This window comes from Chitinophaga caseinilytica (assembly GCF_038396765.1).
GTDB classification, from domain to species: Bacteria; Bacteroidota; Bacteroidia; order Chitinophagales; family Chitinophagaceae; genus Chitinophaga; species Chitinophaga caseinilytica.
In genome coordinates this window covers 1,534,488-1,556,392 of the sequence record NZ_CP150096.1, presented here as the reverse complement: position 1 = coordinate 1,556,392, position 21,905 = coordinate 1,534,488, and the positions used below count along the sequence as shown (strand labels likewise).

General features: G+C 53.2%; 25 protein-coding genes. 1 reads left to right on the top strand and 24 read right to left on the bottom strand.

All coding sequences use genetic code 11. The features are described 5' to 3' along the window. Window positions 1-34: 34 nt before the first annotated feature. From WJU22_RS06740 to WJU22_RS06730, 3 genes are all read right to left on the bottom strand, one after another. Window positions 35-979, bottom strand: coding sequence for an SPFH domain-containing protein (locus WJU22_RS06740; RefSeq protein WP_341842482.1), 945 nt, complete (start codon window positions 977-979; stop codon window positions 35-37). A 181-nt stretch (window positions 980-1,160) separates the two neighbouring features. Next, window positions 1,161-1,370, bottom strand: coding sequence for a hypothetical protein (locus WJU22_RS06735; protein ID WP_126245731.1), 210 nt, complete (start codon window positions 1,368-1,370; stop codon window positions 1,161-1,163). 218 nt (window positions 1,371-1,588) lie between these two features. Beyond that, window positions 1,589-2,281: a LuxR C-terminal-related transcriptional regulator gene (locus WJU22_RS06730; RefSeq protein ID WP_341842481.1), complete on the bottom strand. Its 693-nt coding sequence runs from the start codon at window positions 2,279-2,281 to the stop codon at window positions 1,589-1,591. Window positions 2,282-2,550: 269 nt separating this feature from the next. On the opposite strand from WJU22_RS06730, the gene WJU22_RS06725 reads away from it, so the two are divergent. Next, window positions 2,551-3,147, top strand: a complete 597-nt coding sequence (locus WJU22_RS06725) for a superoxide dismutase (RefSeq protein WP_341842480.1) — start codon at window positions 2,551-2,553, stop codon at window positions 3,145-3,147. 68 nt (window positions 3,148-3,215) lie between these two features. On the opposite strand, the gene WJU22_RS06720 is transcribed toward WJU22_RS06725, so the two are convergent. The 21 genes from WJU22_RS06720 to WJU22_RS06620 form a co-directional block, all read right to left on the bottom strand. Continuing rightward, complete coding sequence (locus WJU22_RS06720) at window positions 3,216-3,995, bottom strand: DUF1080 domain-containing protein (RefSeq protein ID WP_341842479.1); 780 nt, start codon at window positions 3,993-3,995, stop codon at window positions 3,216-3,218. A 12-nt stretch (window positions 3,996-4,007) separates the two neighbouring features. Next, window positions 4,008-5,396 carry a Gfo/Idh/MocA family oxidoreductase gene (locus WJU22_RS06715; protein ID WP_341842478.1) on the bottom strand — a complete coding sequence of 463 codons (1,389 nt, stop codon included), beginning with the start codon at window positions 5,394-5,396 and terminating at the stop codon, window positions 4,008-4,010. A gap of 86 nt (window positions 5,397-5,482) precedes the next feature. Beyond that, a complete protein-coding gene (locus WJU22_RS06710; protein WP_341842477.1) occupies window positions 5,483-6,292 on the bottom strand; it encodes an endonuclease/exonuclease/phosphatase family protein in 810 nt (269 codons plus the stop codon). Window positions 6,293-6,398: 106 nt separating this feature from the next. Then, on the bottom strand, window positions 6,399-8,033 hold the full coding sequence (locus tag WJU22_RS06705) for a S41 family peptidase (protein WP_341842476.1): 1,635 nt from the start codon (window positions 8,031-8,033) through the stop codon (window positions 6,399-6,401). Window positions 8,034-8,081: 48 nt separating this feature from the next. Beyond that, the gene (gene yidD / locus WJU22_RS06700) at window positions 8,082-8,312 is read right to left on the bottom strand and encodes a membrane protein insertion efficiency factor YidD (protein ID WP_126245738.1); all 231 of its coding nucleotides are present in this window, start codon (window positions 8,310-8,312) and stop codon (window positions 8,082-8,084) included. Continuing rightward, window positions 8,309-8,662, bottom strand: coding sequence for a ribonuclease P protein component (locus tag WJU22_RS06695; protein WP_126245739.1), 354 nt, complete (start codon window positions 8,660-8,662; stop codon window positions 8,309-8,311). Before WJU22_RS06695 ends, yidD begins: the two co-directional genes overlap by 4 nt. 71 nt (window positions 8,663-8,733) lie before the next feature. Further along, window positions 8,734-8,889: a 50S ribosomal protein L34 gene (gene rpmH, locus WJU22_RS06690; protein WP_012788729.1), complete on the bottom strand. Its 156-nt coding sequence runs from the start codon at window positions 8,887-8,889 to the stop codon at window positions 8,734-8,736. A 312-nt stretch (window positions 8,890-9,201) separates the two neighbouring features. Next, window positions 9,202-9,738 carry an OmpH family outer membrane protein gene (locus WJU22_RS06685; protein ID WP_341842475.1) on the bottom strand — a complete coding sequence of 179 codons (537 nt, stop codon included), beginning with the start codon at window positions 9,736-9,738 and terminating at the stop codon, window positions 9,202-9,204. A 69-nt stretch (window positions 9,739-9,807) separates the two neighbouring features. Next, window positions 9,808-10,323 carry an OmpH family outer membrane protein gene (locus tag WJU22_RS06680; RefSeq protein ID WP_341842474.1) on the bottom strand — a complete coding sequence of 172 codons (516 nt, stop codon included), beginning with the start codon at window positions 10,321-10,323 and terminating at the stop codon, window positions 9,808-9,810. A 53-nt stretch (window positions 10,324-10,376) separates the two neighbouring features. Next, complete coding sequence (locus tag WJU22_RS06675; RefSeq protein ID WP_341842473.1) at window positions 10,377-13,055, bottom strand: BamA/OMP85 family outer membrane protein; 2,679 nt, start codon at window positions 13,053-13,055, stop codon at window positions 10,377-10,379. 43 nt (window positions 13,056-13,098) lie between these two features. Then, a complete protein-coding gene (locus WJU22_RS06670) occupies window positions 13,099-13,860 on the bottom strand; it encodes an isoprenyl transferase (RefSeq protein WP_126245743.1) in 762 nt (253 codons plus the stop codon). Window positions 13,861-13,999: 139 nt separating this feature from the next. Further along, the gene (locus WJU22_RS06665) at window positions 14,000-14,788 is read right to left on the bottom strand and encodes a DUF6089 family protein (RefSeq protein ID WP_341842472.1); all 789 of its coding nucleotides are present in this window, start codon (window positions 14,786-14,788) and stop codon (window positions 14,000-14,002) included. Between the two features lie 133 nt (window positions 14,789-14,921). After that, window positions 14,922-15,812: an NAD kinase gene (locus tag WJU22_RS06660; protein WP_341842471.1), complete on the bottom strand. Its 891-nt coding sequence runs from the start codon at window positions 15,810-15,812 to the stop codon at window positions 14,922-14,924. 1 nt (window position 15,813) lies between these two features. Next, entirely contained in the window at window positions 15,814-17,253 is a 1,440-nt protein-coding gene (locus tag WJU22_RS06655; RefSeq protein ID WP_341842470.1) for a POTRA domain-containing protein, read from the bottom strand. Between the two features lie 19 nt (window positions 17,254-17,272). Beyond that, the gene (locus WJU22_RS06650; RefSeq protein ID WP_341842469.1) at window positions 17,273-17,935 is read right to left on the bottom strand and encodes a CBS domain-containing protein; all 663 of its coding nucleotides are present in this window, start codon (window positions 17,933-17,935) and stop codon (window positions 17,273-17,275) included. 114 nt (window positions 17,936-18,049) lie between these two features. Beyond that, complete coding sequence (locus WJU22_RS06645) at window positions 18,050-18,829, bottom strand: alpha/beta hydrolase (protein WP_341842468.1); 780 nt, start codon at window positions 18,827-18,829, stop codon at window positions 18,050-18,052. Between the two features lie 65 nt (window positions 18,830-18,894). Next, window positions 18,895-19,440 (bottom strand): CvpA family protein, encoded by a 546-nt coding sequence (locus WJU22_RS06640; protein ID WP_341842467.1) that lies wholly within the window; start codon window positions 19,438-19,440, stop codon window positions 18,895-18,897. 6 nt (window positions 19,441-19,446) lie between these two features. Continuing rightward, window positions 19,447-19,899 (bottom strand): GatB/YqeY domain-containing protein, encoded by a 453-nt coding sequence (locus WJU22_RS06635; protein WP_341842466.1) that lies wholly within the window; start codon window positions 19,897-19,899, stop codon window positions 19,447-19,449. A 10-nt stretch (window positions 19,900-19,909) separates the two neighbouring features. After that, the gene (gene gldC, locus WJU22_RS06630) at window positions 19,910-20,257 is read right to left on the bottom strand and encodes a gliding motility protein GldC (RefSeq protein WP_126245751.1); all 348 of its coding nucleotides are present in this window, start codon (window positions 20,255-20,257) and stop codon (window positions 19,910-19,912) included. 49 nt (window positions 20,258-20,306) lie between these two features. Then, the gene (locus tag WJU22_RS06625) at window positions 20,307-21,377 is read right to left on the bottom strand and encodes a glycosyltransferase (RefSeq protein ID WP_341842465.1); all 1,071 of its coding nucleotides are present in this window, start codon (window positions 21,375-21,377) and stop codon (window positions 20,307-20,309) included. An 87-nt stretch (window positions 21,378-21,464) separates the two neighbouring features. Further along, complete coding sequence (locus WJU22_RS06620; RefSeq protein ID WP_341842464.1) at window positions 21,465-21,809, bottom strand: hypothetical protein; 345 nt, start codon at window positions 21,807-21,809, stop codon at window positions 21,465-21,467. Window positions 21,810-21,905 lie beyond the last annotated feature (96 nt).

Sequence of the window (21,905 nt, the reverse complement as noted above, 5' to 3'; positions counted from 1 at the left end):
CGGGGGCCGCTTTCGCGCTATAAAAAATGTGTCGTTATTTCTTGAACTGCATGTTTTCGGGGCCCATCATCTGGTTGAGGCCCATAAGCTGCTTCATGGTTTTTTCCATGCCTTCGGAGGAGCCGTCGAGGAAGATGACGTTGCCTTTGCCGTTTTCGGCGAAGTTCTTGATGCCTTCTACCCACATGGAGAACAGGATCACGGAGGTGTCCATGTTGGCCTGTTGCATTTCGCGGGCGGCGAGGCTCATACCCTTGGCCACTTCTTCCCGGAAGAGGGCCACGCCTTTACCGCGGAGTTGTGCGGCCTGGCGCTCGGCTTCCGCGGCGATCTTGATAGCGTTACCATCGGCTTCGGCGGCTTTGGTTTTGGTGATGAGGAGGGCCTGACCTTCGTTTTCGGCGGCGGCCTTCAGGTTGTTGGACGCTACTACCTGCGCCATGGAGCGCATGATCGCTTCGTCGAACGTGATATCGTTCATCTGGAGGTCTTGCAGGTGGTAACCCCATTGTTCCAGGGTTTGATCGATCTGTTCTTTCACGTGCTCGGTAATGTCCCGGCGGAGGCCGAGTACTTCAGACTGGCGCTTGGTGGCTACGAACCCGCGGATGGAGCCTTCGATGGTGCGTACCAGTGCCTGCATGAAAGAGCGTTCGTCCATGAATTTGAACGCTACGTTCTTGATGGTCTCTTCTTCCTGGTTATACACGGAATACAGGAGCATGGCCTTGAAGTACACATTGGCCTGGTCTACGGTAATGGCCTGGAATTCCAGTTCCACGGAGCGGTTCTGGATGGAGATGCGTTTGAAGACCTTTTCGATGATGGGGATCTTGAAATTAAGGCCTGGGGTGAGGAGGCGGTTGTACTTGCCGAAAATGGTGGTAACGCCCACCGTTCCCTGCTGCACCGTTACGAACGATGACAGCACGACGATGACCGCCAGGGCAATGAGCACATACAAAATAATGTTATCCATAGTATAAAGAAATTGAGGACCTGAAGGTAATCAAATTCCTTTACCGGAACATCATGATGCTGCATAAGTGGGTTTCCAAACAGGAGGATGCAAGACCGGGTGTCAGGGCTTTTGTAAGCTAACAAACAATGAATGCGCCCACAACGCCGATCTTTCGGCGATGCAGGAATATATATCTTGATTATATTTTTTGAACGTTCCGGAAAAATATGAATACGTCATCCAGTTCTATCTGCTTAAGCTGGTATGCCAACTGGGTTTTCAGGTCGGCCGTCTCTTCTTTGATTTTCCTGTACTGGTCCTTTAATGTCTGATATCTGGCAATTATCTCCTCGGGTGTGGCGGAATTGTCCAGGGCCAGGATATCATACGCCTTCTCTTCGGTTATCATAGCGATAAGTATTACCTCTCAAAAAACTATCCAAATGAACTCCGGTATCTCTGAATCTCTCTTTTCAGGCTACTAAATTAGTGGAGTTTGCAACGCCGGAAAATACCCAAGCTTGGGTATTTTTATCCGCCGAAGCCCCGTCCGCACTTGCGTTGTAGCGATTTTATAAATTACAAATTGAACTTATGTAAGTTGATAATCATGTATGGGTCAGGGGGTTATTGTACGCCGATTTGCCTGGCGAGGGCCACGAGCTCGGGGGTATTCCTGACTTTTAATTTTAACCGGATATTTTTCCGGTGGGTTTCAACGGTATACCGGCTCAGGTTGAGCCGTTCTGCGATTTCCTTGTTATTGAAGCCGCGCGCGGCCAGCATGAAAATGTCCTTTTCCCGGGCGGTCAGCTTGTTCAATACGTCTTCGTTCCGGCGGCGCAGGACTACACGGAGCGCCTCCGAAATCTGGTTCCCCGTGTCCAAAGCGTTCGAAAAATCGAGGAATACGCAAATCACGTCCACCACATTCCCATGCGCGTCGAACGTGAACGGCAATCCCAGCCCCACCACCCAGAACCAGTCCGGGTCGTGCTTCCGGCGCACGCGCATCACCCCGCCGAACATCGTTTTCTTTTCCGAAAACTTCTGCTGCGAAATGGCCAGGATGCTCATATCGTCCGGGTGGGTTACCTGCCGGAAGAAATCTGTGCCCAGCGTTAAAATTTCGTCACGACTGTACCCCAGCGTGTCTGTCAGTTGAACGTTGCACCAGTTCACTGCCTTTTTGGAGTTGTTGGACGTGTACAGCATCGCCGGAACCTTGTCTATAATGGCTTCCAGATGCTCCAGCCGGCTCCTCAATTGCGCATTCTCCGATAACAGTGCATCATGAGAATCGCGACTTTCTGTGCCCATGTCCTGCATTATGAATGTTTTAAACAAACAATAGTGAAAACTAACGATGAATACTATACGAATATAAAAATTCGCACTGCAAATGTTATAACACCTTTATGTAAATATAAAATAAAAAGCCATATATCCAAACGCACCTCCACATGGTCTCCCAGGGCTTAACAATGGGTATAACAACAAGAGCGATAAAGGGTTTGACAATTCCGGAATCCGGCCGTAAATTTGGTGCTCTATTACAACTCAATTTCTTCACCCATAAAAATTGGATTATGGCTTTTACCCTTCCTGCATTACCGTATGCTTCCGATGCGCTGGAACCGCACTTCGATAAAATGACAATGGAAATCCATCACGGTAAGCACCACCAGGCTTATGTAGACAATCTGAACAAGGCTATCGCTGGCACCGAGAACGAAAATAAATCCCTCGAAGAGCTGGTTGCCAAAGCCGGCAGCATCAGCCCCGCAGTACGCAACAACGGCGGCGGCCACTGGAACCACTCCTTCTTCTGGGAATCCCTCGCCCCCAACGCCGGCGGCACGCCCAGCGGCGCCCTGGCAGACGCGATCAACAGCACTTTCGGCTCTTTCGACGCTTTCAAGGAGAAATTCAACGCCGCAGGCGTTTCCCGCTTCGGCTCCGGCTGGGCCTGGCTGCTCCTCAAAGACGGAAAACTCGAAATCTCTTCCACCCCCAACCAGGACAATCCCCTGATGGACGTGGCAGAAGTGAAAGGCACTCCCATCCTGGGCGTAGACGTGTGGGAACACGCTTACTACCTCAAATACCAGAATCGTCGCGCCGAGTACCTCGCCGCTTTCTGGAACGTGGTAAACTGGGACGCAGTGAGCAAACGCTTCAAATAAGCGAGCCCTCCGCATAAAAAAAGCCGGTCGTCGACAGACAACCGGCTTTTTTATTTCGTTAGCCATCCTTACAGCGGCTTGATCTTCACGTTCCTGAACCAGATTTCGCTGCCGTGGTCCTGCAGGCAGATATGGCCCTTTTTCGCAGTGCCATACCCCTTGTAGTCTTTCCACTTGCCGGTAGCTTTCTCCTTTTCCCATTCCGGCGTCCACATCTGCGTATCCACCACCTTTTCGCCGTTCAGCCAGTGTTCCACATGGCCTTTGTTCACTACGATCCGGGTGTGGTTCCATTCGCCGATGGGCTTTGCCGCCAGTTTCGAGGGTGGGTTCATGGCGTAGTTGGCGCCGGATTTCTGCCAGTCTTCGAGCTTTTCGGGAAAGTTGTTGTCGTCGATGATCTGGAATTCCGGGCCGCTCATGTACGGTGCGTCGAACTCCTCGGTCACCAGGTAGAGGATACCGCTGTTGCCCTGGGGCGCCAGCTTCCAGTCTGCCTCCAGCTCGAAATTTTCGTACTGGTCGGTGGAGATGAGGTCTCCGCGCATATCGCTTTTGTCGGTAGTGCTGCCGGTACAATGGAGCGTACCGTCGAGGGCGCTCCACGTTTTGCCGTCCTTTCCTTTATAAACGCGCCATCCGTCGAGGTCCTTACCGTTGAACAGGAGCTTCCAGCCGGCAGATTTTTCGTCGTCAGACAATGCATTCGCCGCAACGGGAGCCGCGGCCACATTTTCGTTGCCTGCCGTTACCGGTTCTTTCTTTTCCCCTTCAGCAGCGCCGCTGCCGCAGGAAGCAAAGCTCAGCGCGGCCACCGCAAACACAGGTACGATCCCTCTCTTCAGCATACCGGTACGATTTTATTTGTTAACTACTTTGAGCGCCTTCGGGTCCCAATGCATGATCTTGTTCTGGAAGTAGCTGTCGTTGCACAGCAGCGCGGGCGCCGCGGCACGGAAGCCGAACATGGCATCTTCCGCCACTTTACCTTTGGTGCGCATGGCATTGAACAGGTTGTAGAAGTGGTCGAAATGCGCGCCTTTGTAGCCTTCTTCTGCTTCGTAGATCAGCTTGTCGGGGTCCATCATGTGCTTTCTTTCGTATACGAACTGCTTGCCGTTGTCGCGGGCGTTTTTACCGGCAGACAGCGGGTCGGAAGCATCGGATGCGTTTTTGTTGCGGTATACGGTCACGCGGTCCCACTCAACGGTCATGGAGCCTTCGCTACCTACCATGCGGAGGTAGTTGGTGCCACCTGTTCCATCTACGAAGTTTACGCGGAGCGACAGGTTGAATGCGGGATGGATCTCGGTTTGCGGATAGTCGAACATGCCGAGCATCACGTCGGGCACTTCGCGGCCGTCTTTCCAGTAACGGAGACCACCGGTAGCCATGATTTTCTCGGGCCCGATGGAGCCGGTCACCAGGTGAAGGCTGCTGAACAGGTGCACGAACAGGTCTCCGGAAACGCCGGTACCATAGTCGCGGTAATTCCTCCAGCGGAAGAAGCGCAGCGGATCGAAGTCGCGTTTTTTGTTGTTGGAGAGGAACGCGTCCCAACCCACGGTAGCGGGGGAAGCGTCTGCCGGGATGGGGTATTGCCATGCACCGAAGGCAGACATACGTGCCCAGAAGCCTTCTGCGTAGTTGAGCTCGCCGATGGCGCCGTCTTTCAGCAGCTGGCGGGCTTTTTCGTTGCCGAGCGAGCTAACGCCCTGGCTGCCTACCTGGTAAACCACGCCTTTGTTGCGGTTTTGCGCGTCCACTACGGCGGAACCTTCGCTCACGTCGTGTACCATGGGTTTTTCGCAATACACGCTCTTGCCGGCGTTCATGGCGGCAACGGAGATGTCTTTGTGCCAGGAATCAGGCGTGGCGATGATCACGGCATCGATATCTTTCCTTTGCAGGATTTCCTTATAATCACGGGTAGTATAAATGTCGCTGCCCCATTTCTTCTTCGCGTCTGCCAGGCGACCGTCGTACAAATCGCAGGCGGCTATCAGTTTCACACCGGGCACTTTGATGGCTGTGTTCGCGTCTTCGGTACCCATGCCGCCGGCACCGATGAGGGCGATCTGGATATTGTCGTTGGCGCTGTAATGATCTTTCTGGCGCGCCAGCTGCTGGAGGCTTTTCTGACGGTCGGCAGCAGTGATGATATTCGGGATCAGCGAAGCTCCCACAACCCCTTTCGCCAGCTTGTTGATAAAGCCACGGCGGGAATTGTTTTTGTTGTTGTCGGTCATGAGTTGATACTTTTATAGATTTTACGTGTACGTATGGTTGCTCGATTGGTCAATTTAGTTAATTATTTTAGCAAATACAATTGCAACTAGAATGCAGGTTGCAGGATGGATTTGACGGGAAGATGGTCGGAAGCGTAGGTCTCTTTGATCACTTCATGGCTGATCACCGAAAATTTCCCTTTCGAATAGGCGATGAAATCGATACAGCGGCGCGGTTTCTCCACGGGGATCGTAGGGGCGCAATCGTTGCAGGTACGGCTGAAATGCGCGTCCAGCTGCTGGATGACGGGCCCTCCGGCCGAAGCGTTCATATCTCCTGCCACAATTACCGGGTAAGGTTGTTTCGACAAAATCTCGGTCACTTCGCGCATCTGAACGATACGGTTACTGTCGTTCCGCTGTGCATCGAGATGCGTGCAGGCCATCAACACCCTTTTCCCGCCGGGCAATTCCACCAGCACGGTCGCCAGTGCACGGGGCTCACCGCCCGTTCCCGCCAGTGTCGTCAATGCATAACGTTTGGTATCGATCACCGGGTATTTCGACAACACGGCGATGCCGTATTCTCCACCCGCATAATCGATCCCCTTCGCGAAGAACGCCTTCATCCCCGCCCGCTTCGCCAGTTCTTCCGCCTGGTGCAATCCGCTGCCGGAGCGCGTTGTATGAACGTCCACCTCTTGCAGAGCCACCAGGTCGGGCTTCGCATCGGCGATCACCCGGGCAATGGCGTCGATGTCGATCTTATCTGCTACCGAAGGCGGATTGGCGTGATGGATGTTGTAGCTCAGTACACTGACCGGCGTTGCTGTTGCAGTGCGGGCCTGCTTTCCGGCCGTACAGGCCGCGAGCGAAAATAATGCGATCAATGCTGCGGAATACAGATGGTTACTCATATGTGGAGGGTGCAATTGCGTCGCTATAAAAGAACGAAAAACAATTTAGCCATGCAACAAATCGTGCATGGCTAAACTATTTTTATGATAAACGGCTGGTGGACTGTTACTTACGGGTCAGCAGCTGTTGGTATTTCTGCGGGCTTTGCAACAGGGTCACGGCTTCGTCGACGTCCTTGTCCCACACCAGCGACCGCTCGATGCGCCCGGCCTGGGGGAAGTACCTGTTGGCGATTTCCTCTTCAAGCAGCTGGCGGATTTCGTCTTTATTGCGGAGCAGGTCTTGCTTTTTGTCGTGCTTCATTTTTGCCTGGAGTACCTCGAATTCTTTGGTGAGGCCGTCATAATATTTCTCGCGGGAAGCGGTTGACCTGAAATTGTCCAACGCTTCTTCGCTGCGGGTTTTGTAGCTGTAATCCTTACCGTCCAGGAACTTCAGGAATTCATCGAAAATGCCGTCGGTTACGAAATCCGCGCTGGTGGCGGGCGTCTGGGGATGTGCGTAATAATACCGGGTGGCGTAGTCGAAGATGAATTGTTTGCGCAGGAGGGTAATGGCGATCTGGCTGAGCACCGTGCTTTCCACGCGCGCATCCGGTTCGATGCCGCCACCGTCTTTCACGGGCCTTCCGGCCGCGGTGGTGAACGATTTGCGGAGGGAATCCGGCACATAATCCGCTTCGCCTTCTTCATTCCTATGCGCATAATCGATCGCCTGGATGCAACGGCCGCTGGGCGTGTAATAGCGCGCGGTCGTCACTTTCAGCTTGGCGTTGTAGGGAAGCGGACGGGTAGTTTGCACGAGCCCCTTGCCATAGGAACGCTGTCCTACCACAAGCCCCCGGTCCAGGTCCTGCACCGCGCCCGCCACGATCTCCGATGCGGAGGCGGAAGAGCGGCTGGTGAGCACCACGAGGGGAATATGGTTATCGATGGGCGACAGGCTGGTTTTGTATTCCCGGTCCCAGCTCTTCACTTTCCCGCGGGTGGAAACGATGAGTTTGCCTTTGTCGATAAAGATGTTGGAAAGGGAAACGGCTTCTTCGAGGAGGCCGCCGGGGTTGCCGCGCAGGTCGAGCACCACGCCGGCGAGGCCGGGATGTTGTTTCCTGAGCGATTCGAAGGCTTGTTGCACTTGTTCGGCGCTGCCTTCGGTGAACTGGGTCATTTTGATGTACCCGATATTTTTACGGATCACGCCGCTGAAGCTCACGGGTTTCACGTTGATGTCTTCGCGGATGATGCGGTATGTTTTTTCGGTGTTGTTGAGGGGATGGCGGAGCACGATGTTGAGCGGGGTGCCGGCCGTTCCCTTGAGGTAGCGGCTAACGATGTCCTGCTCCATGTTTTTGGCGCTTTTGCCGTCGAGCGAAACGATGACATCTCCGGCTTTCACGCCGGCTTTGTCCATGGGGCTGCCTTCGTACACGTCGGTGATGGAGGTCCATTCTCCTTCGGTGTAAATGGAAGCGCCAACGCCGCCGTATTTGCCGGTGGCCATGAACCGGAGCTCATCGAGCTCTTCTTCGGGGACGAAGTCGGTGTAGGGGTCCGTTTCTTCGAGCATGGCTTCGATGCCGGTTTGCATGAGTTTATCGGGCGGGAGGTCTTCTACGTAATAGGTATTGAGCTCGCGGTAGAACGCGGCGAAGATGTCTAGGTTTTTGGCGATGAGGAAGTATTTGTCGCTGCTGCGGAAGGCGAGGGCCAGACCGGCGATGCCTATGAGCGCGAACAACATGATTTTCCTGGATTTCCGCATGCGAGTCAGTGTTTCGGGATGATTGAATCAGGGCACGGGGTCGTAACCGTGACCGCCCCAGGGGTTGCAACTGAGGATTCTTTTGGCGGCGAGCCATCCTCCTTTGAAAAGGCCGTGTTTCTTCAGTGCTTCGAGGCCGTACTGCGAGCAAGTGGGGGTGTACCTGCACTTTGCGCCCAGCAGCGGGCTGATGCACCACTGATAGATCTTGATCAACAAAATGAACGGGATACTCAAAATTTGCATCAATCGCTTCATGGCTGTTCTTTTCTACCGGCTTCCCTGGCGAGTTTCTCTAAAATTACCGAAAATTTGGGCTGCAGGGAAGCGAAATCGGGGATTTTTTTGTCGACGTAGATAAAAAAAACGGCCATCTGGCGGGAGTTGGCGAGGAGTGCGTCGTACAAAACCTGTTTTTGGAGGCGGTACGTTTCGCGGCCGAGGCGTTTGATGCGGTTGCGGTCTACCGCATGGGGGAATTTGCGTGCCGACACGCTGAAGCCGGCCTGAACGGGGAATTTGTCCGTTGTGAGGCTGGCCGGCATGTAGATCACGCGCCAGGGGAAAATAGAAAACGCTTTTCCTTCACGAAAAAGCGTTTCAATCATTTTCCTGCTCTTTAACTTCTCTTCTCTGTTAAAAGAATAAGTTTTTATGGCAATATGAGTTAATGACGGAATTATTTCAGCTTGCGCTCGTCAGATACGGTCAGCTTTTTGCGACCTTTAGCTCTGCGGGATGCCAATACTTTACGGCCGTTGGCAGTTTCCATTCTCTTTCTGAAACCGTGTACGCTCTTTCTGCGTCTGTTGTGCGGTTGAAAAGTACGTTTCATCGTTTTTAATATTTTCTACTTGTACTTAAAACTGTTTACCCATCCGTTTTTCGGGCGGGCAGACTGTGATCAGCCCCGTTTAAAACGGAAGGCAAAGGTAGGTTTTTTTATCTAAAAATGAAATGGAAAGGATAGAAAAATCTAAGCACTGTAAGCCTGATTGATTAATCCATTGATTTTCAGTGAAGTATAATCCTGAAAAACTTGGAAAAATCTGCGGTAATTGTCCTTAACGTTCATTTTTTCATCTGATATTCAATGCATTAAAAAAGGCCCGGCAAGATACCGGGCCTTTTCGTAATAGCTTAACGCTTATTTAGCGGCTGCGGGAGCTGCGGTAGCGGGTACGCCCAGTTTGGTTTTCACCGGGGCGAGGATGTCGTCAGCAGCGGGGGAAACCAGGAGGGATCCGCCGGAGTTGTCGATCACATACGCATAACCTTTCTCCTTGGCAACGTCTTCGATCGCTTTGCGGGCTTTATCGTAAACGGGCTTCAGCAGTTCGTTCTGTTTGGTCTGGATCCTTTCGCGGGCGATTTGCTCGTAATCCTGGATTCTTTTCTGGATGTCCTGGATATCTTTGATTTGAGCGGCTTTCATCACTTCGCTCTGCTCTTTGGGCGCTTTTTCGAGGGCAGCAACTTTGTTGTTGTACTCGGCGATCAGGGCCTGGCTTTCTTTCTCGAGGCTACCTGCGTAGGTCTCGATTTCAGTTTGTGCTTTTTTATAATCGGGCATCGCTTCGATCAAAGCCTGGGTGTTGATGTGCGCGATTTTGGTCTGTGCATTGGCCTTCACGCTGCAAAACCCGGTGAACGCGACAATAGCGATGATTACTAACTTCTTCATGATGATGTTGTCTTGTTGATTAAAAGAATGTAGAATGTTTAATTTTTATAGGTCTGATGTCTCAAGGGATCATTGTTTCACGCCCAGTGCTTTCAGGATCTCTTCGCTTTTGTCCAGTTTCGGATCTGCGAAGATCACCGTGATGCCGCCGGATTTATCCAGCACGAAGTCGTACATCCTGCTGGCGGCCAACTTCTGAACGGCGTTGTAGATCTTGTCCTGGATGGGTTTTACCAGTTCTTCGCGTTTCTTGAACAGGTCGCCCTCATAACCGAATCTTTTCTTCTGCAGGTCTTTCGCTTCTTTCTCACGGGCGATGATCTCATCTTCCCGCTTTCTTTTCAGATCATCTGTCAACATCACCGATTCGGCCTGGTAGGATTTGTACATTTTGTCTACCTCCTGGAATTTGGCGTCGATTTCCTTCTGCCACTGTTCCGCTACGGCGTCGAGCTTCTTTTGCGCGTCTTTGTAGTCGGGAACGCTTTCCAGGATATATTTCGTATCAATTACACAATACCGCTGTGCGAAAGCGCCTCCGAAGGCACCGAGCACCAAAATCATGGTAATTAAGATTCTTTTCATCGGTCGTAATTTTTTTATGCGAAAATCAGGCTTCGCAATATATAATAATTTTCTTATTCCGGCTCAAAGCCCAGCATGAAGGTGAATTTACCTGCATTTTTGAGCCCGCCTCCGGGCGTTAACCTATCCAAACCTATGCCATAGTCGAAACCGAGCAGACCGAACATGGGGAGATAGAACCGCGCACCCAGACCAACGGAGCGGCGCAGGCGGAACGGATCGTATTCCTTGATATCACGGTAACCGTTCGCTGCTTCCAGGAACATGAGGCCGAAGATCGTGGAGCTCGGGTTCAGGCTGAAGGGATAGCGCAGTTCCACGACATATTTATTAAACATCGTGAAGCCGGAGTACCCATTCGGCGGCGAACCGCTTTCGGGGTTGAGCTTCGGGTTAGACGTATAATATACAGGATAACCACGCTGCGAAATGATGTCACGGTCATACACCGCGAAGTTGCTCAGACCGTCGCCACCCAGCTCGAAGCGGCCGAAAGGCGAAAGCGTGGTGCGGCCGTTGTAGGCAGCTACGTAACCGAACTTGGCAGCCACTTTCAGTACCAGCGACTTGTTGTCGGTACCGCGCGGGCGCGACAGCGGCACGTACCATTCGGCGTTCATACGGTATTTCTGGTACTCGATGAATTTGAACTGGTCTGCGATCGGCTCGGATTTGTAATCCTTTTCGGGATTGAAAACGGAATACGGCGGCGTGAACTGGCCGAACAGCATGAAGCTGGAACCACTGCGCGGGAAGATCTGCTGGTCTACCGAAGAACGCGCGAGGGTGATACGGAGCGACAGGTTATTGGCCGTACCGTTATCGAAGCCGGCGAGCCCGAAGTAGTTGAAATCTTTCAGTTTATAACGCTGATAGTTCACCGCGTACATAATGGAGAAGAAGTCGTCCGGCCATTTCAGCTGTTTACCGATGGAAACGGAACCGCCGAGTACCCGGAAGTATGCGCCTTTGTTGGCAACGGGCATATTATAATATTCCGCGAAGGCGTTCGGGTTCTGGTAAGTGCTGTAGAAGTTGACGGAGAAGGGGTTCCTTTTCTTTCCGCCGAGCCAGGGCTCGGTGAAGGAGAAGTTGTAGGAACGGTAGGCTTTACCGTTGGAGGATATACGAACGCTGAGTTTCTGACCGTCGCCGGAAGGTAACGGGTCCCAGGTTTCCTTTTTGAAGATGTTGCGCAGCGAGAAGTTGTTGAACGTTACGCCGAGGGTACCGGTGAGACCGATGTACCCGCCCCAGCCGGCAGACAGTTCCAGCTGGTCGTTCGCTCTTTCTTCCACTTTATAGTCGATGTCCACGGTCCCTTCCTGTACGTTGGGAACGGGGTTGATGCCGATGGTTTCGGGGTTGAAGAAGCCGAGCTGGGAAATTTCGCGCTGGGAGCGGATGAGGTTCTGGCGGCTGAATTTATCGCCGGGCATGGTCCTCAGTTCGCGGCGGATCACGTGTTCGTTGGTTTTTTCGTTACCAGCGATGCGGATGTCTTTGATGGTAGCCTGGGGCCCTTCCTGCATGCGGATCTCGAAATCGATGGTGTCTCCCCGGATGCCGATCTCCACGGGGTCGATCTGGAAGAAGAGGTAACCGTCGTCCATATACAGCGAGCTGATGTCTCCGCCTTCGGGGCCGGGAGGCGTTCCGAGTCGTTTGTTCAGCAGTTCGAGGTTATACACATCTCCTTTCTGGATGCCCATGGCGCGGGAAAGGATGGTGTCGCTATAAACGGTGTTCCCTCTCCAGGTGATATTCCCGAAATAATATTTCTTGCCTTCGTCCACCTTCATTTCGATGTTCAGGTTTCCTTTGGCGTTGTTATACAGCGTATCGTCCACGATCTGGAAATCGCGGTGGCCTTTGGAGTTGTAGTAGGCGACGATTTTTTCCTTGTCTTCCTCGTACTTGGCGTCGTTGAATTTCGCGTTGGCGAAGAGCTTGAAGCGGAAGTAAGGATCCAACTGCTGGAGGGTGCGGGTCGGCGAGAGCCATCCCATATCCTGCCAGTAGGTATCGGTGGTGGCCATACTGTCGATCCAGGCGTTGGCCATGTCGGGGTACAGGGTGAAGTGGCTCAATTCCTTGGTGCCCTTCATTTTCTTTTTGATCGTGTTTTCGGCGACGTTATAGTTGCCGATCACGTTGATATCGTTCACTTTCACTTTGTGGCCCTTATCCACGAAGAAATACACGGTAGCAGAATTCACGGCCGGGGGAGGGTCTTTGCGGATGTCCATTCTCATGGACACGTTGCGGAAACCTTTATCGGCGTAGTATTTACGGATAACGTTGTAAGTATTTTGCTGCATGGCTTCGGTTACCACGCTACCCTTGCGGATGCCGGCCTTGGTGGTCAGCTCGTCGCCATCCGACTTTTTGATCCCTTTCCAGAAGAAGTTGGACATACGGGGTTTTTCCACGAGGGAAATTTCCAGCCAGATTTTTTCTCCTTCGATTTTGGTGATATAGATGGCGATGTTTGAAAAAAGTCGTTGTCCCCAGAGTGCCTGGATGGCCTTGGCGAAGTGGTCGCCGGGCAGCACTACTTTATCGCCCACGTTAAGGCCGGAGAGGGACAGGAGGAGGGATTTGTCGAGGAACTCGGTGCCAGAAACGGCGATATCGGCTATCTCGTACTGTTGTGGGTTGCCCAGGGACCAGGGGCTGATGCCTGCCGGAGGATTTGGCAGGGGTACCGTATCCCTTTGTTGGGCACGCACAGATAATCCCGCGCTGCAACATAAAACTACGGCCAGTAGGCTTTTAGGAAACAATTTCTTCATTCTGCTGTATTTGTTCGCTTGTTTTGCCGAATCTACGTTCTCTGTTTTGATAATTGAGGATGGCTTCGTAAAGGTTTTCCTTGCGGAAGTCGGGCCAGCGGGTATTGGTGAAATACAGTTCCGCGTAGGCGATTTGGTATAAAAGGAAATTGCTGATGCGGTGTTCCCCTGAGGTCCTGATCATCAGCTCGGGATCGGGCAGTTGGGAAGTACTGAGATATTTTGACCAGCTTTCGTGGTTGATATCTTCCGGATTGATTTTTCCTTCTTTCGCGTCCCGTGCGATGGCGCGCACGGCTTCGAGTATTTCCCAGCGGGAGCTGTAGCTGAGGGCCATCACGAGGTTCAGGCCTCCGTTATGGGAGGTGATTTCCCGTGCTTCCTCCAGTTCGCGCTGGCAATGGGGGGGCAACATGTTCATGTCTCCAATCACATGCAGCCGGATATTATTTCGGTTGAGGGTGTCTACTTCCTTGCGGATGGTAGTCACCAGCAGCTCCATAATGCCGTTGACTTCATAAACCGGGCGGTCCCAGTTTTCGGTAGAAAAGGCGTACAGCGTCAGGTATTCGACGCCCAGTTCGGCGCAACCCTCCACTATATCCCGCACACTTTCCACTCCCTGATGATGCCCGTACAGCCGGTCCTGACCCCGCTCCTTGGCCCATCGGCCATTACCGTCCATGATGATGGCGATGTGTCGGGGCAGTCGTTGCAGGTCTAATTGATCCTTCAAACTCATGACTAGTTCAGGCGTATTAATACAGATTTACTAAAAGTGTGCAAAGATACAAAAATAACTTTATGGCCTTTCCTGCAAAGGGGGCGGGCCGTTTTAACGTAGTTTTAACGGGAATGGCCGTCCGCAGCGGCTTAGCGGGTTAAAATTTACAGCGGTAGGAAGTGAAAAGGATACCCAAAGTGATCTCGATCGTGGCAAACTGGTCTTTGTCGCGGCTATTGCCCCGCTGGCGGCCCACTTCGCCGATGGGCGGATTGGAGGTAACGGTAGACCGGTCCTGCAAAACAGCGGCAATGGTACTGCTGCCGTCCGGCTTGTTGGGGAAGGCGGAAAGCCCCGCGAAGGTGGTACTTACGTCATCCAGATAGTCTGTCTGCGCGAAACGGTACAACACCTCCAACCCCAGGTTCAAACGCCGGTTCAGGCTGTATTTCAGCCCTCCGCCGATCAAAAACGCGAAATTATAGAGAGAATATGGCTTTCTGTCGGGAAAAAGACCAGAATGCTGCCCCTCCGTCCCCAAAGGCTGCAGGTAATACTTACGGTCCTGGTAATACGCGTACGGGTTAAAATGGAACGCCGAAGCCCCCACCGTCAAATACGGGGAAAAACGGTAATCCTGGCTCCCCGGCTCAAACCGGAAAAAGTTAAAATCTCCCTGCACCGCCAACTCAAAGATGTTTGAATTGAAGCTGAGGTTCCGGCGGCGCTGGAAGTCGTTGGAGCTGTAAACGTCCGAATATCCCACGTTCATGAACCGGAAATGCGCCCGGGCGCCGATATAATCGTTGAAATACTTCCGGTAGAAAATGCCGACCGCCGGCTTGGGCGCCTTCAGCCCGCCGTGCGTATTGAGATCGCCGAAATAATGGGCTGCCCCGGCCGTAAAGCCCAGTTCCCCCACATAGCTCAGCTCGTTCTGCGCCATGGCGGGTTGGAGCCACCCGGCACATAAAAGCGCCGCTATCCCGGCTGTCTTGCATAAAATTCGCGTAATCAGCATAAATATGACTAAAACGTAATTTAGGGCATTTTCGTATGACAAAAAAAGCGCGCCGCGGTTATTTCCCCCGCGCATTCCGCGTGTCGATCCCCCACAACAGCTTGTCTCTCAACGTATGCAGGAAATTACTTTCGTTCAGGCGCAAGAGTTGAATGGTAAAATCCTCCTTCTTTACGGCCAGCTGCACCCGGTTGTCGATCACCTCCATCCGCGAGTCGAGCGTACAGATGAACTGGTCTGACCGGCCTTCCACTTCGAACGAGATCACGTTATCGTCGGGCACCACGATGGGCCTTACGTTCAGGTTGTGTGGCGCCACGGGCGTGATGACGAAGTTCGCGGCTTCGGGGAACACGATCGGCCCGCCGCAGCTGAGGGAATAGCCGGTAGAACCGGTGGGCGTGGCCACGATGAGCCCGTCTGCCCAATAAGTATTGAGAAACTCGCCGTTCAGGTAGGTGTGGATTTTCACCATGGCGGAGGTATCTTTCTTGTGGATCGTGAATTCGTTGAGGGCGTAGGGCACATCGCCGAAAAGAGGCGTGCTGGCGTCGAGATGGAGGAGTGTCCGCTTATCGACCACGTAGCTCCGGCTCACGAGGGAGTCCACCAGTTCATGCACGGCGTTGCGGCCGATGCCGGCGAGGAACCCCAGGCGGCCGAAGTTCACGCCCATGACGGGGATGTTTTTATCGCGGATGAAGCTCACCGTGTCGAGCAGGGTACCGTCTCCCCCGAGGCTCACGAGGAATTCGATGCGGCCGTCGAGGTCTTCGGCGCAGGAGAACGTATCGGTTTGAGGGAAAAACTGGATGTGCGCGCAGAGCTCCTTGTAGAGGGGCTCATACACGACGGGCACTATTTCCTGCCTTGCCAGTTCGTTCAGCAACAGTTGAATATCTTCCAGGTCTTCCTTGACAAAGCCGCGGCTGTAAAGGGCTACATGCATTTTACATATCCAGTTTAGCGTGTAAAAATAGTCCTTTTTCTCCCATTTGGTTGATACTGTATTCGAAGCGGACACAGGTGTCGTAAAAAGATACCACGTCGATCCCCACGCCGGCGGTGTACAGCATCCGGTTGCTCAGCTGCCCGTTGAGGCCGTGCTTCGAGTACCCATATCCCATATCGCCATAAGCCTTCGCCAGTACGCGGATGGGCAGGTTGCTGAATTTTTTCGGAACGATGGGAAGCTTCATCTTGAAGTTAAGCAATTCCCGCCGCAGGGTATTTTTCAGGATGAAGAACGCCGTTCCGTCCACCACATAATATTCAAGCCCGCGGAGGTAATCTTCCTGGTACCCCATGGCCCGGGAAGCCGCGTATGGCAGCTCGTCCGTGAATTTCGCCTGGCCCAGCAGGCTTACGGCGCCGTATGTTTTCGGGGCATATTGCCAGTATTTGGCCCCCTTCAACCGGATCTTCACGTAATGAATGTCGTTCACCGGCCCAAAACCGGCTTTGGAAATCTCGCCGCGGAACGACTGCCCCACCAGCGGATATTGCCAGCTGTCTGCCTGGATATAATCCAGCCGGTACAAAAGTTCTGCGTAATGCACGCCATTCCGCCCCTTGCCGAGATAATCCGGGTTGAGGACGGCCACGGAATCGGCCACCTGCTCGCTGAAATAGGTCAGAAAAGCCTGGTGGCGGGTGGAAATCGCTTTGCGATAGGTATAACTTACGCCGAAAGCCATTTGCCGGCGAAGGAAATCGTCTTGCCGGAAAAATTGCTGCTTGTTGTTTTCAGAAATATAATTGATCTCGCGGTTCCGGCTGAAAGAGGCCGAAAACCCAATGCCATGGCGCAATTTGCGGTCGATGTAGGGAAGGGTGTACCCCAGCACGAACTTCTGCGTGTACCCGAAAGAAATATCGGTATACAGCTCGTCGTTGCGCCCGGTCAGGTTATCCTGCCAGGCTTTCACGCCAACGTTCACGCGGCGGAGGCTTTTTTTCTGTTCCACCCACCACTGGTTGAAGTTCCGGTCTGCCAGTTTGAAAACGGGGAACGCGAGGAGGTACCATCGTTCCCAGACGTCGAACACGATATTGGCTTCATTTCCCTGCCAGTCTTTGACATTGTATAAGACATTGAGGAACAGCGAAGTGTTGAGCAATTGTTTCCGGTTGGCTTCGAGGATGGTGTTGAGATTACGGAGGCGGATGGTGTCTCCGGGTTTGATGCCGATTTCGCGGAGGATGATGGAGCGGCGGGTGCGTTTGTTGCCGGCCACAACGATATCCCGTACAACAATGTACGACGTGTCCTGCAAAATGGCCAATTGCTGCGGCGCGGGACTGGCGGCGGAGTCAACGACCTGTGCGCGGGCGGGCAGTGCGGCGAGGAGGCAGAGCCACAGGCCGGATATGTTAAAAACAGTGCGCAAACAGTTGCATTTTCGAAAACTACATGCTGATGTAGTTCATGAGCAGATCATAGTTCTTTTTGAGGAGATCTTCTTCCTGCTCTTCACTGAACATGTATTTGATGGTGTAATTAAATCTTTCGAAGGTGGCGATGAGCCCCTGCATTTCCTGGCGGTTCGTTTTGAGCACCACTTCCAGTTTGGCGGTGGCGGGATTGGTGAGGGTATTTACGCTCAGGAGGGTGACTTCGTTGCTTTCGGCGATCCGTGCGATTTCGCTGAGGCTATAGTCGCGGGGCTCCATTTCGAGCACAACCACGCCTCCGGGCTCTTTGACGCCGTTGTACATGGCGAGGGCGGCGAGGAGGTTTTCGCGGGTGATGACGCCGAGATATTCGCCTTCCCGCGAAATAACGGGGAGGGCAGACAGTTTGAAATCGTAAAACACTTTCAGTGCTTCATAAAAGTGTGCGCCTTCGGGCACTGCGGGCTTGAGGGGGCCGGGCGGAGCGGTTTCCAGCAGCTGGTCGGGGTCTTCCCAGTCCAGCACCTGGTCTTCTTCCACGAGGTAGGTGTACTTGTTATCCACCACCAACGGCAAATGCGTCAGATGAAATTCATTCATGAGCCGCAGCGCCTTGGCACCGGTATCCTGCGGCAGCAGCACCGGTACAACGGTCGATATAAGTTCCTGCACCAACATAGAGATCGTGTTTCTTTTACAATAATAGCAAAGAATATTCCAATAGCCAGCGGATGCGCTATTAAAAATTACGGAATCGCGGAGCAATGGCGCAGCAGCGATGACGGGCGGTTGCTAGGCTCCGGCTACGGTTTTGTTGTTGAGGCGCTGGAGATAGTCGTGCATGATCCGGTTGAATTCGTCGGGCACTTCCATCATCGGCGCATGGCCGCATTTGTCGATGAAATGCAGCTCGGAATTGGGGATCAGCTTATGGAACTCCTCGCCTACCATGGGTGGCGTCACCGTATCGTTGAGGCCCCAGATGAGGAGCGTCGGGGTTTTGATGGTGGTGAGCTCTTCGCCGAGATTGTGGCGGATGGCGGATTTGGCGAGGGTGATGATCTTGATGACTTTCAGGCGATTGCTGGTAATTTCGAATACTTCGTCTACCAGTTCCTTCGTTGCCATGGCGGGATCATAGAAGGTAAGCGCAGTTTTGTTGCGGATATATTCGTAATCGCCGCGTTTGGGATAAGTTTCGCCCATTCCGTTCTCGAACAGCCCGGAGCTGCCGGTAAGAATGAGGGATTTGACCCTTTCGGGGTGTTTGAGGATATAAACGAGGGCCACATGACCACCCAGGGAGTTGCCCATGAGGTGGAAATTTTTATAGTCGAGGGCTTCGATGAATTTGTGTACGTATTTGGCCAGGCCGCCTACGGAGGTTTCCAGGATATTCAGGTCAAACAAGGGCAGCATGGGGATCACCACTTTATTGAACTGCTTGAAATACTCGATCGTTCCACTGAAATTACTCAGGGCACCGAACAGTCCGTGCAAAAGTATTACCGGTTCTCCTTCCCCTTCTTCGATGAACTTGAATTTGCCCTGTGTTTTGATTTCGTAATTCATTACCGTTGCTTGAGTCAATTTTGCGCTAAAATAATTCTTTTTCTTAATTCAAATAACCTCCGTTATCAGGGGTTTTGTGCGGGTATTTTGCCGGCGGCCTGTTCAAAAAAGGCTTCCAGTTCCGCAAAAACGTCCCTGAAAAGGGGGATTATCTTCCCGAGGCGGTCCATCACCCACGGTCCCACGGGCTCAATATAGGGATACACAACGGATTGGAGCTTCGTCTCCGGATTCAGCAGATATAGTTGATTGGCGAGCCATAGGAGCACGCTGTAGACGATGGTGAAGATGGCGGCATACAGCAGGATGCCTGCCAGTTTGTTGGCCCATCCCAGCATCGACCATTCCACCACCTTTTCAAGTGCCGCCGCGCCCAGGCGTATCAGCACCACCACGGCCAGGAATATGACGATGAAGCAGACAACAGGCCACCAGCGGCCGTCCATCCCCGATTTCCCCAGCCATGCGGCCAGTACGGCAGACAGCTTCAAAGCGGCCGCCAGCCCTATCACACAGGCTATCAGCGAGAAAACCGCGGCGATGCATCCCCGCACGAATCCCCGGTACAGCGCGAACGCCATGAGGATGGCGAAAACGACATCTATCGCCAATTTGGATTATTTGGTCAGTAATTCCTTCACCAGTGCGGAAATCGCCTTCCCGTCCGCCTTACCGGCCAGTTGCTTCGTAGCGGCACCCATCACCTTGCCCATATCGGCAGGCCCGGAAGCGCCAACGGATGCGATGATCGCCGAAACCTCGGCGCGTAGTTCAGCTTCAGACAGCTGTTTGGGCAGGTAACGCTCGATCACGGCCAGTTCTTCTTCTTCTTTCACGGCCAGGTCTACCCGGTTTTGCTGCCGGAAGATCTCGATGGAGTCTTTCCGTTGCTTGGCCAGTTTCTGTAACATCTTCTGCTCGTCGGCCTCGGTCAGCTCACCAGTGGCGCCTTCCGCGGTTTTAGCCACCAGCACGGCGGCCTTGATGGCGCGCAGGGCACGGAGCTCAGCTTCAGCTTTGGCCAGCATGGCGGTTTTCATGGCGGTATTGATCGTTTGCTCTAAAGACATATGGGGAGTGTTACTGGTTTTGATTTTTGAGTTTTTCTTCGAATTTCTTGTAGAAATCGGCGGCAAAGGCACGCATATCGTTCGCCTGATCAGCCCAGGGCGTAGCGCGCTGGTAAGTATCGGCCATGGTCATGAGGGTCTGGTAGAAGAAATCTGCCATCTCGTCCACCATCATTTCCTTTGTCCACAGGTCGATGCGGAGCGCTGTACGGTCCGTGCCGTCCCAAAATGCCACCATCATGGCCTTGGCTTTGTTCATGCGGTCGGCCGTGCTGTCGGTGGCCGTCCATTCGATCGATTCCGGCACTTTCTGCTCATCGAGCGCCACCTGTATCTGGATGGTAGATTTTTTCGTCATGTATCTTTTTGGTGTTTGAGTCGCAAAAATAAGCAATTACCCGGCAAAGTCAGGAAGTGACGATCTGCCCGAGGGTTTCGGCCGCATCGTCCCAGCTGGGAACGCGGGCCATATGGTTGAGGAGCCTGCTGCGCAGCATTTCATCCTTGTACAGGGCGCTCATCTTTTCAGACAGGTCGGTCACGTCGTCCGGCACGGAATTCAGCGCAGCGTCGCGCCCCGCTTCGGGAGACGCGCCGGCATACAGCGCCACGGCCGGCACCTGGCATTTCTGTCCCGCCAGGATCGGTACCGCCAGCCCGTCGGCCCCCGCGGTATGCACGATCGCATAGGCCCCGCCCGTCAGCCGGGCCAGCGTGGCCTGGTCTGCATCCTGCACCCAGATCACGTCTTGCCGGAATTTGTATGTCTGCAATGCCTGCACGATGTCTTCCCCTTCCGGCGTCGCCCGCCCCGCCAGTACCAGCTTGATGCTCGACCGGAGGCGCTTCTTCAGCATGGAAAAAGCCTTCAGGAGGGGAATAATGTTATTGGCAGGGTCGATACTGCCCACGGCGAGGTAATATTCCATCCCGTCGGCGTATTCCCGCTTCACTTCTTCCCTTTCTTCCCAATTGAGCGGTATATAAGCCTCGCTCCCACCCGGTGTGAGGAACTCGATCCGGTCTGCCAGCCGCGGGAAGCGGTTGGTCAGCTGCTCTTTCACGAAATCGGAGAACACGAACACCTTTTTGAACCGGCGGATGTTCTCGTCTGTCGTAGCGCCAAAAGGCAAAATACCCGTCCGCGACATGACGAGATAAGACTCCACATCGAAGGGGATCGGCAATATATCGTTGAAATACAATACTTTATCGGCTTTCAACTTTTTCACCATTTTCGGCCATTGGTACCGGCGCCAGATAAACCGGCCGGTTTTCCCTTTGATGAAAGGTTTTAATACCGCTACCTGCACATTCAGCGGCAAGGGGTCGGCGGGCAGCCAGGCCTGGTTGGCGATGAGCACAAATTCCACGTCGGGGTGCAGCCTGGCCAGGCGGACCAGCATTTCTGTAGACACATTCCCGGTATCGGCTGGAGAATCCTCGATAAGGGGAAGCGCATTCACGGCTATTCGCATGAAAATCTATTGAATCAGTGTACAAACCTAAATAAAAAAAGGGTGTTCCCGGCCGGGAATCGCCCTTTTACTTTATGGCAGCGGATTTTAAACGGTTTTGTTCATGACGCCAAAGCGATAGGTTTTCGTGTTGCCCGGCTTGTTGTTAGAGGTAACGGTCACCACGATATCTGCCACCTGGCGTTTCGGTAAACCTATGATCGTCAATTGAATAGTACCTTCTTTCGTCGTCACTTTCGCATTTTGCGGGATCACTTCTCCGGCGGGGTTGGTGGCGGTGACGGTGATGGACACGCCATCCGGCGGCAAAGGATTGGAAATCAGCTTGATAGTAAATTCCAGCGTGGCGCCCTGTGCGGGGTTATCGTCGCGATTGAGGTGAATGCCGGGGATATCTACCTGCAATTCCGCTTCTTCCCCGGGCTTGGGCACGGGGTCGCCGCTTTTTTCTTTTTACAGCCCGGAGCTACCAGGGCGAAGGCGCAGAGCAGCAGGAGCAGGGTTTTCTTCAGATGCATCGGTGATCTT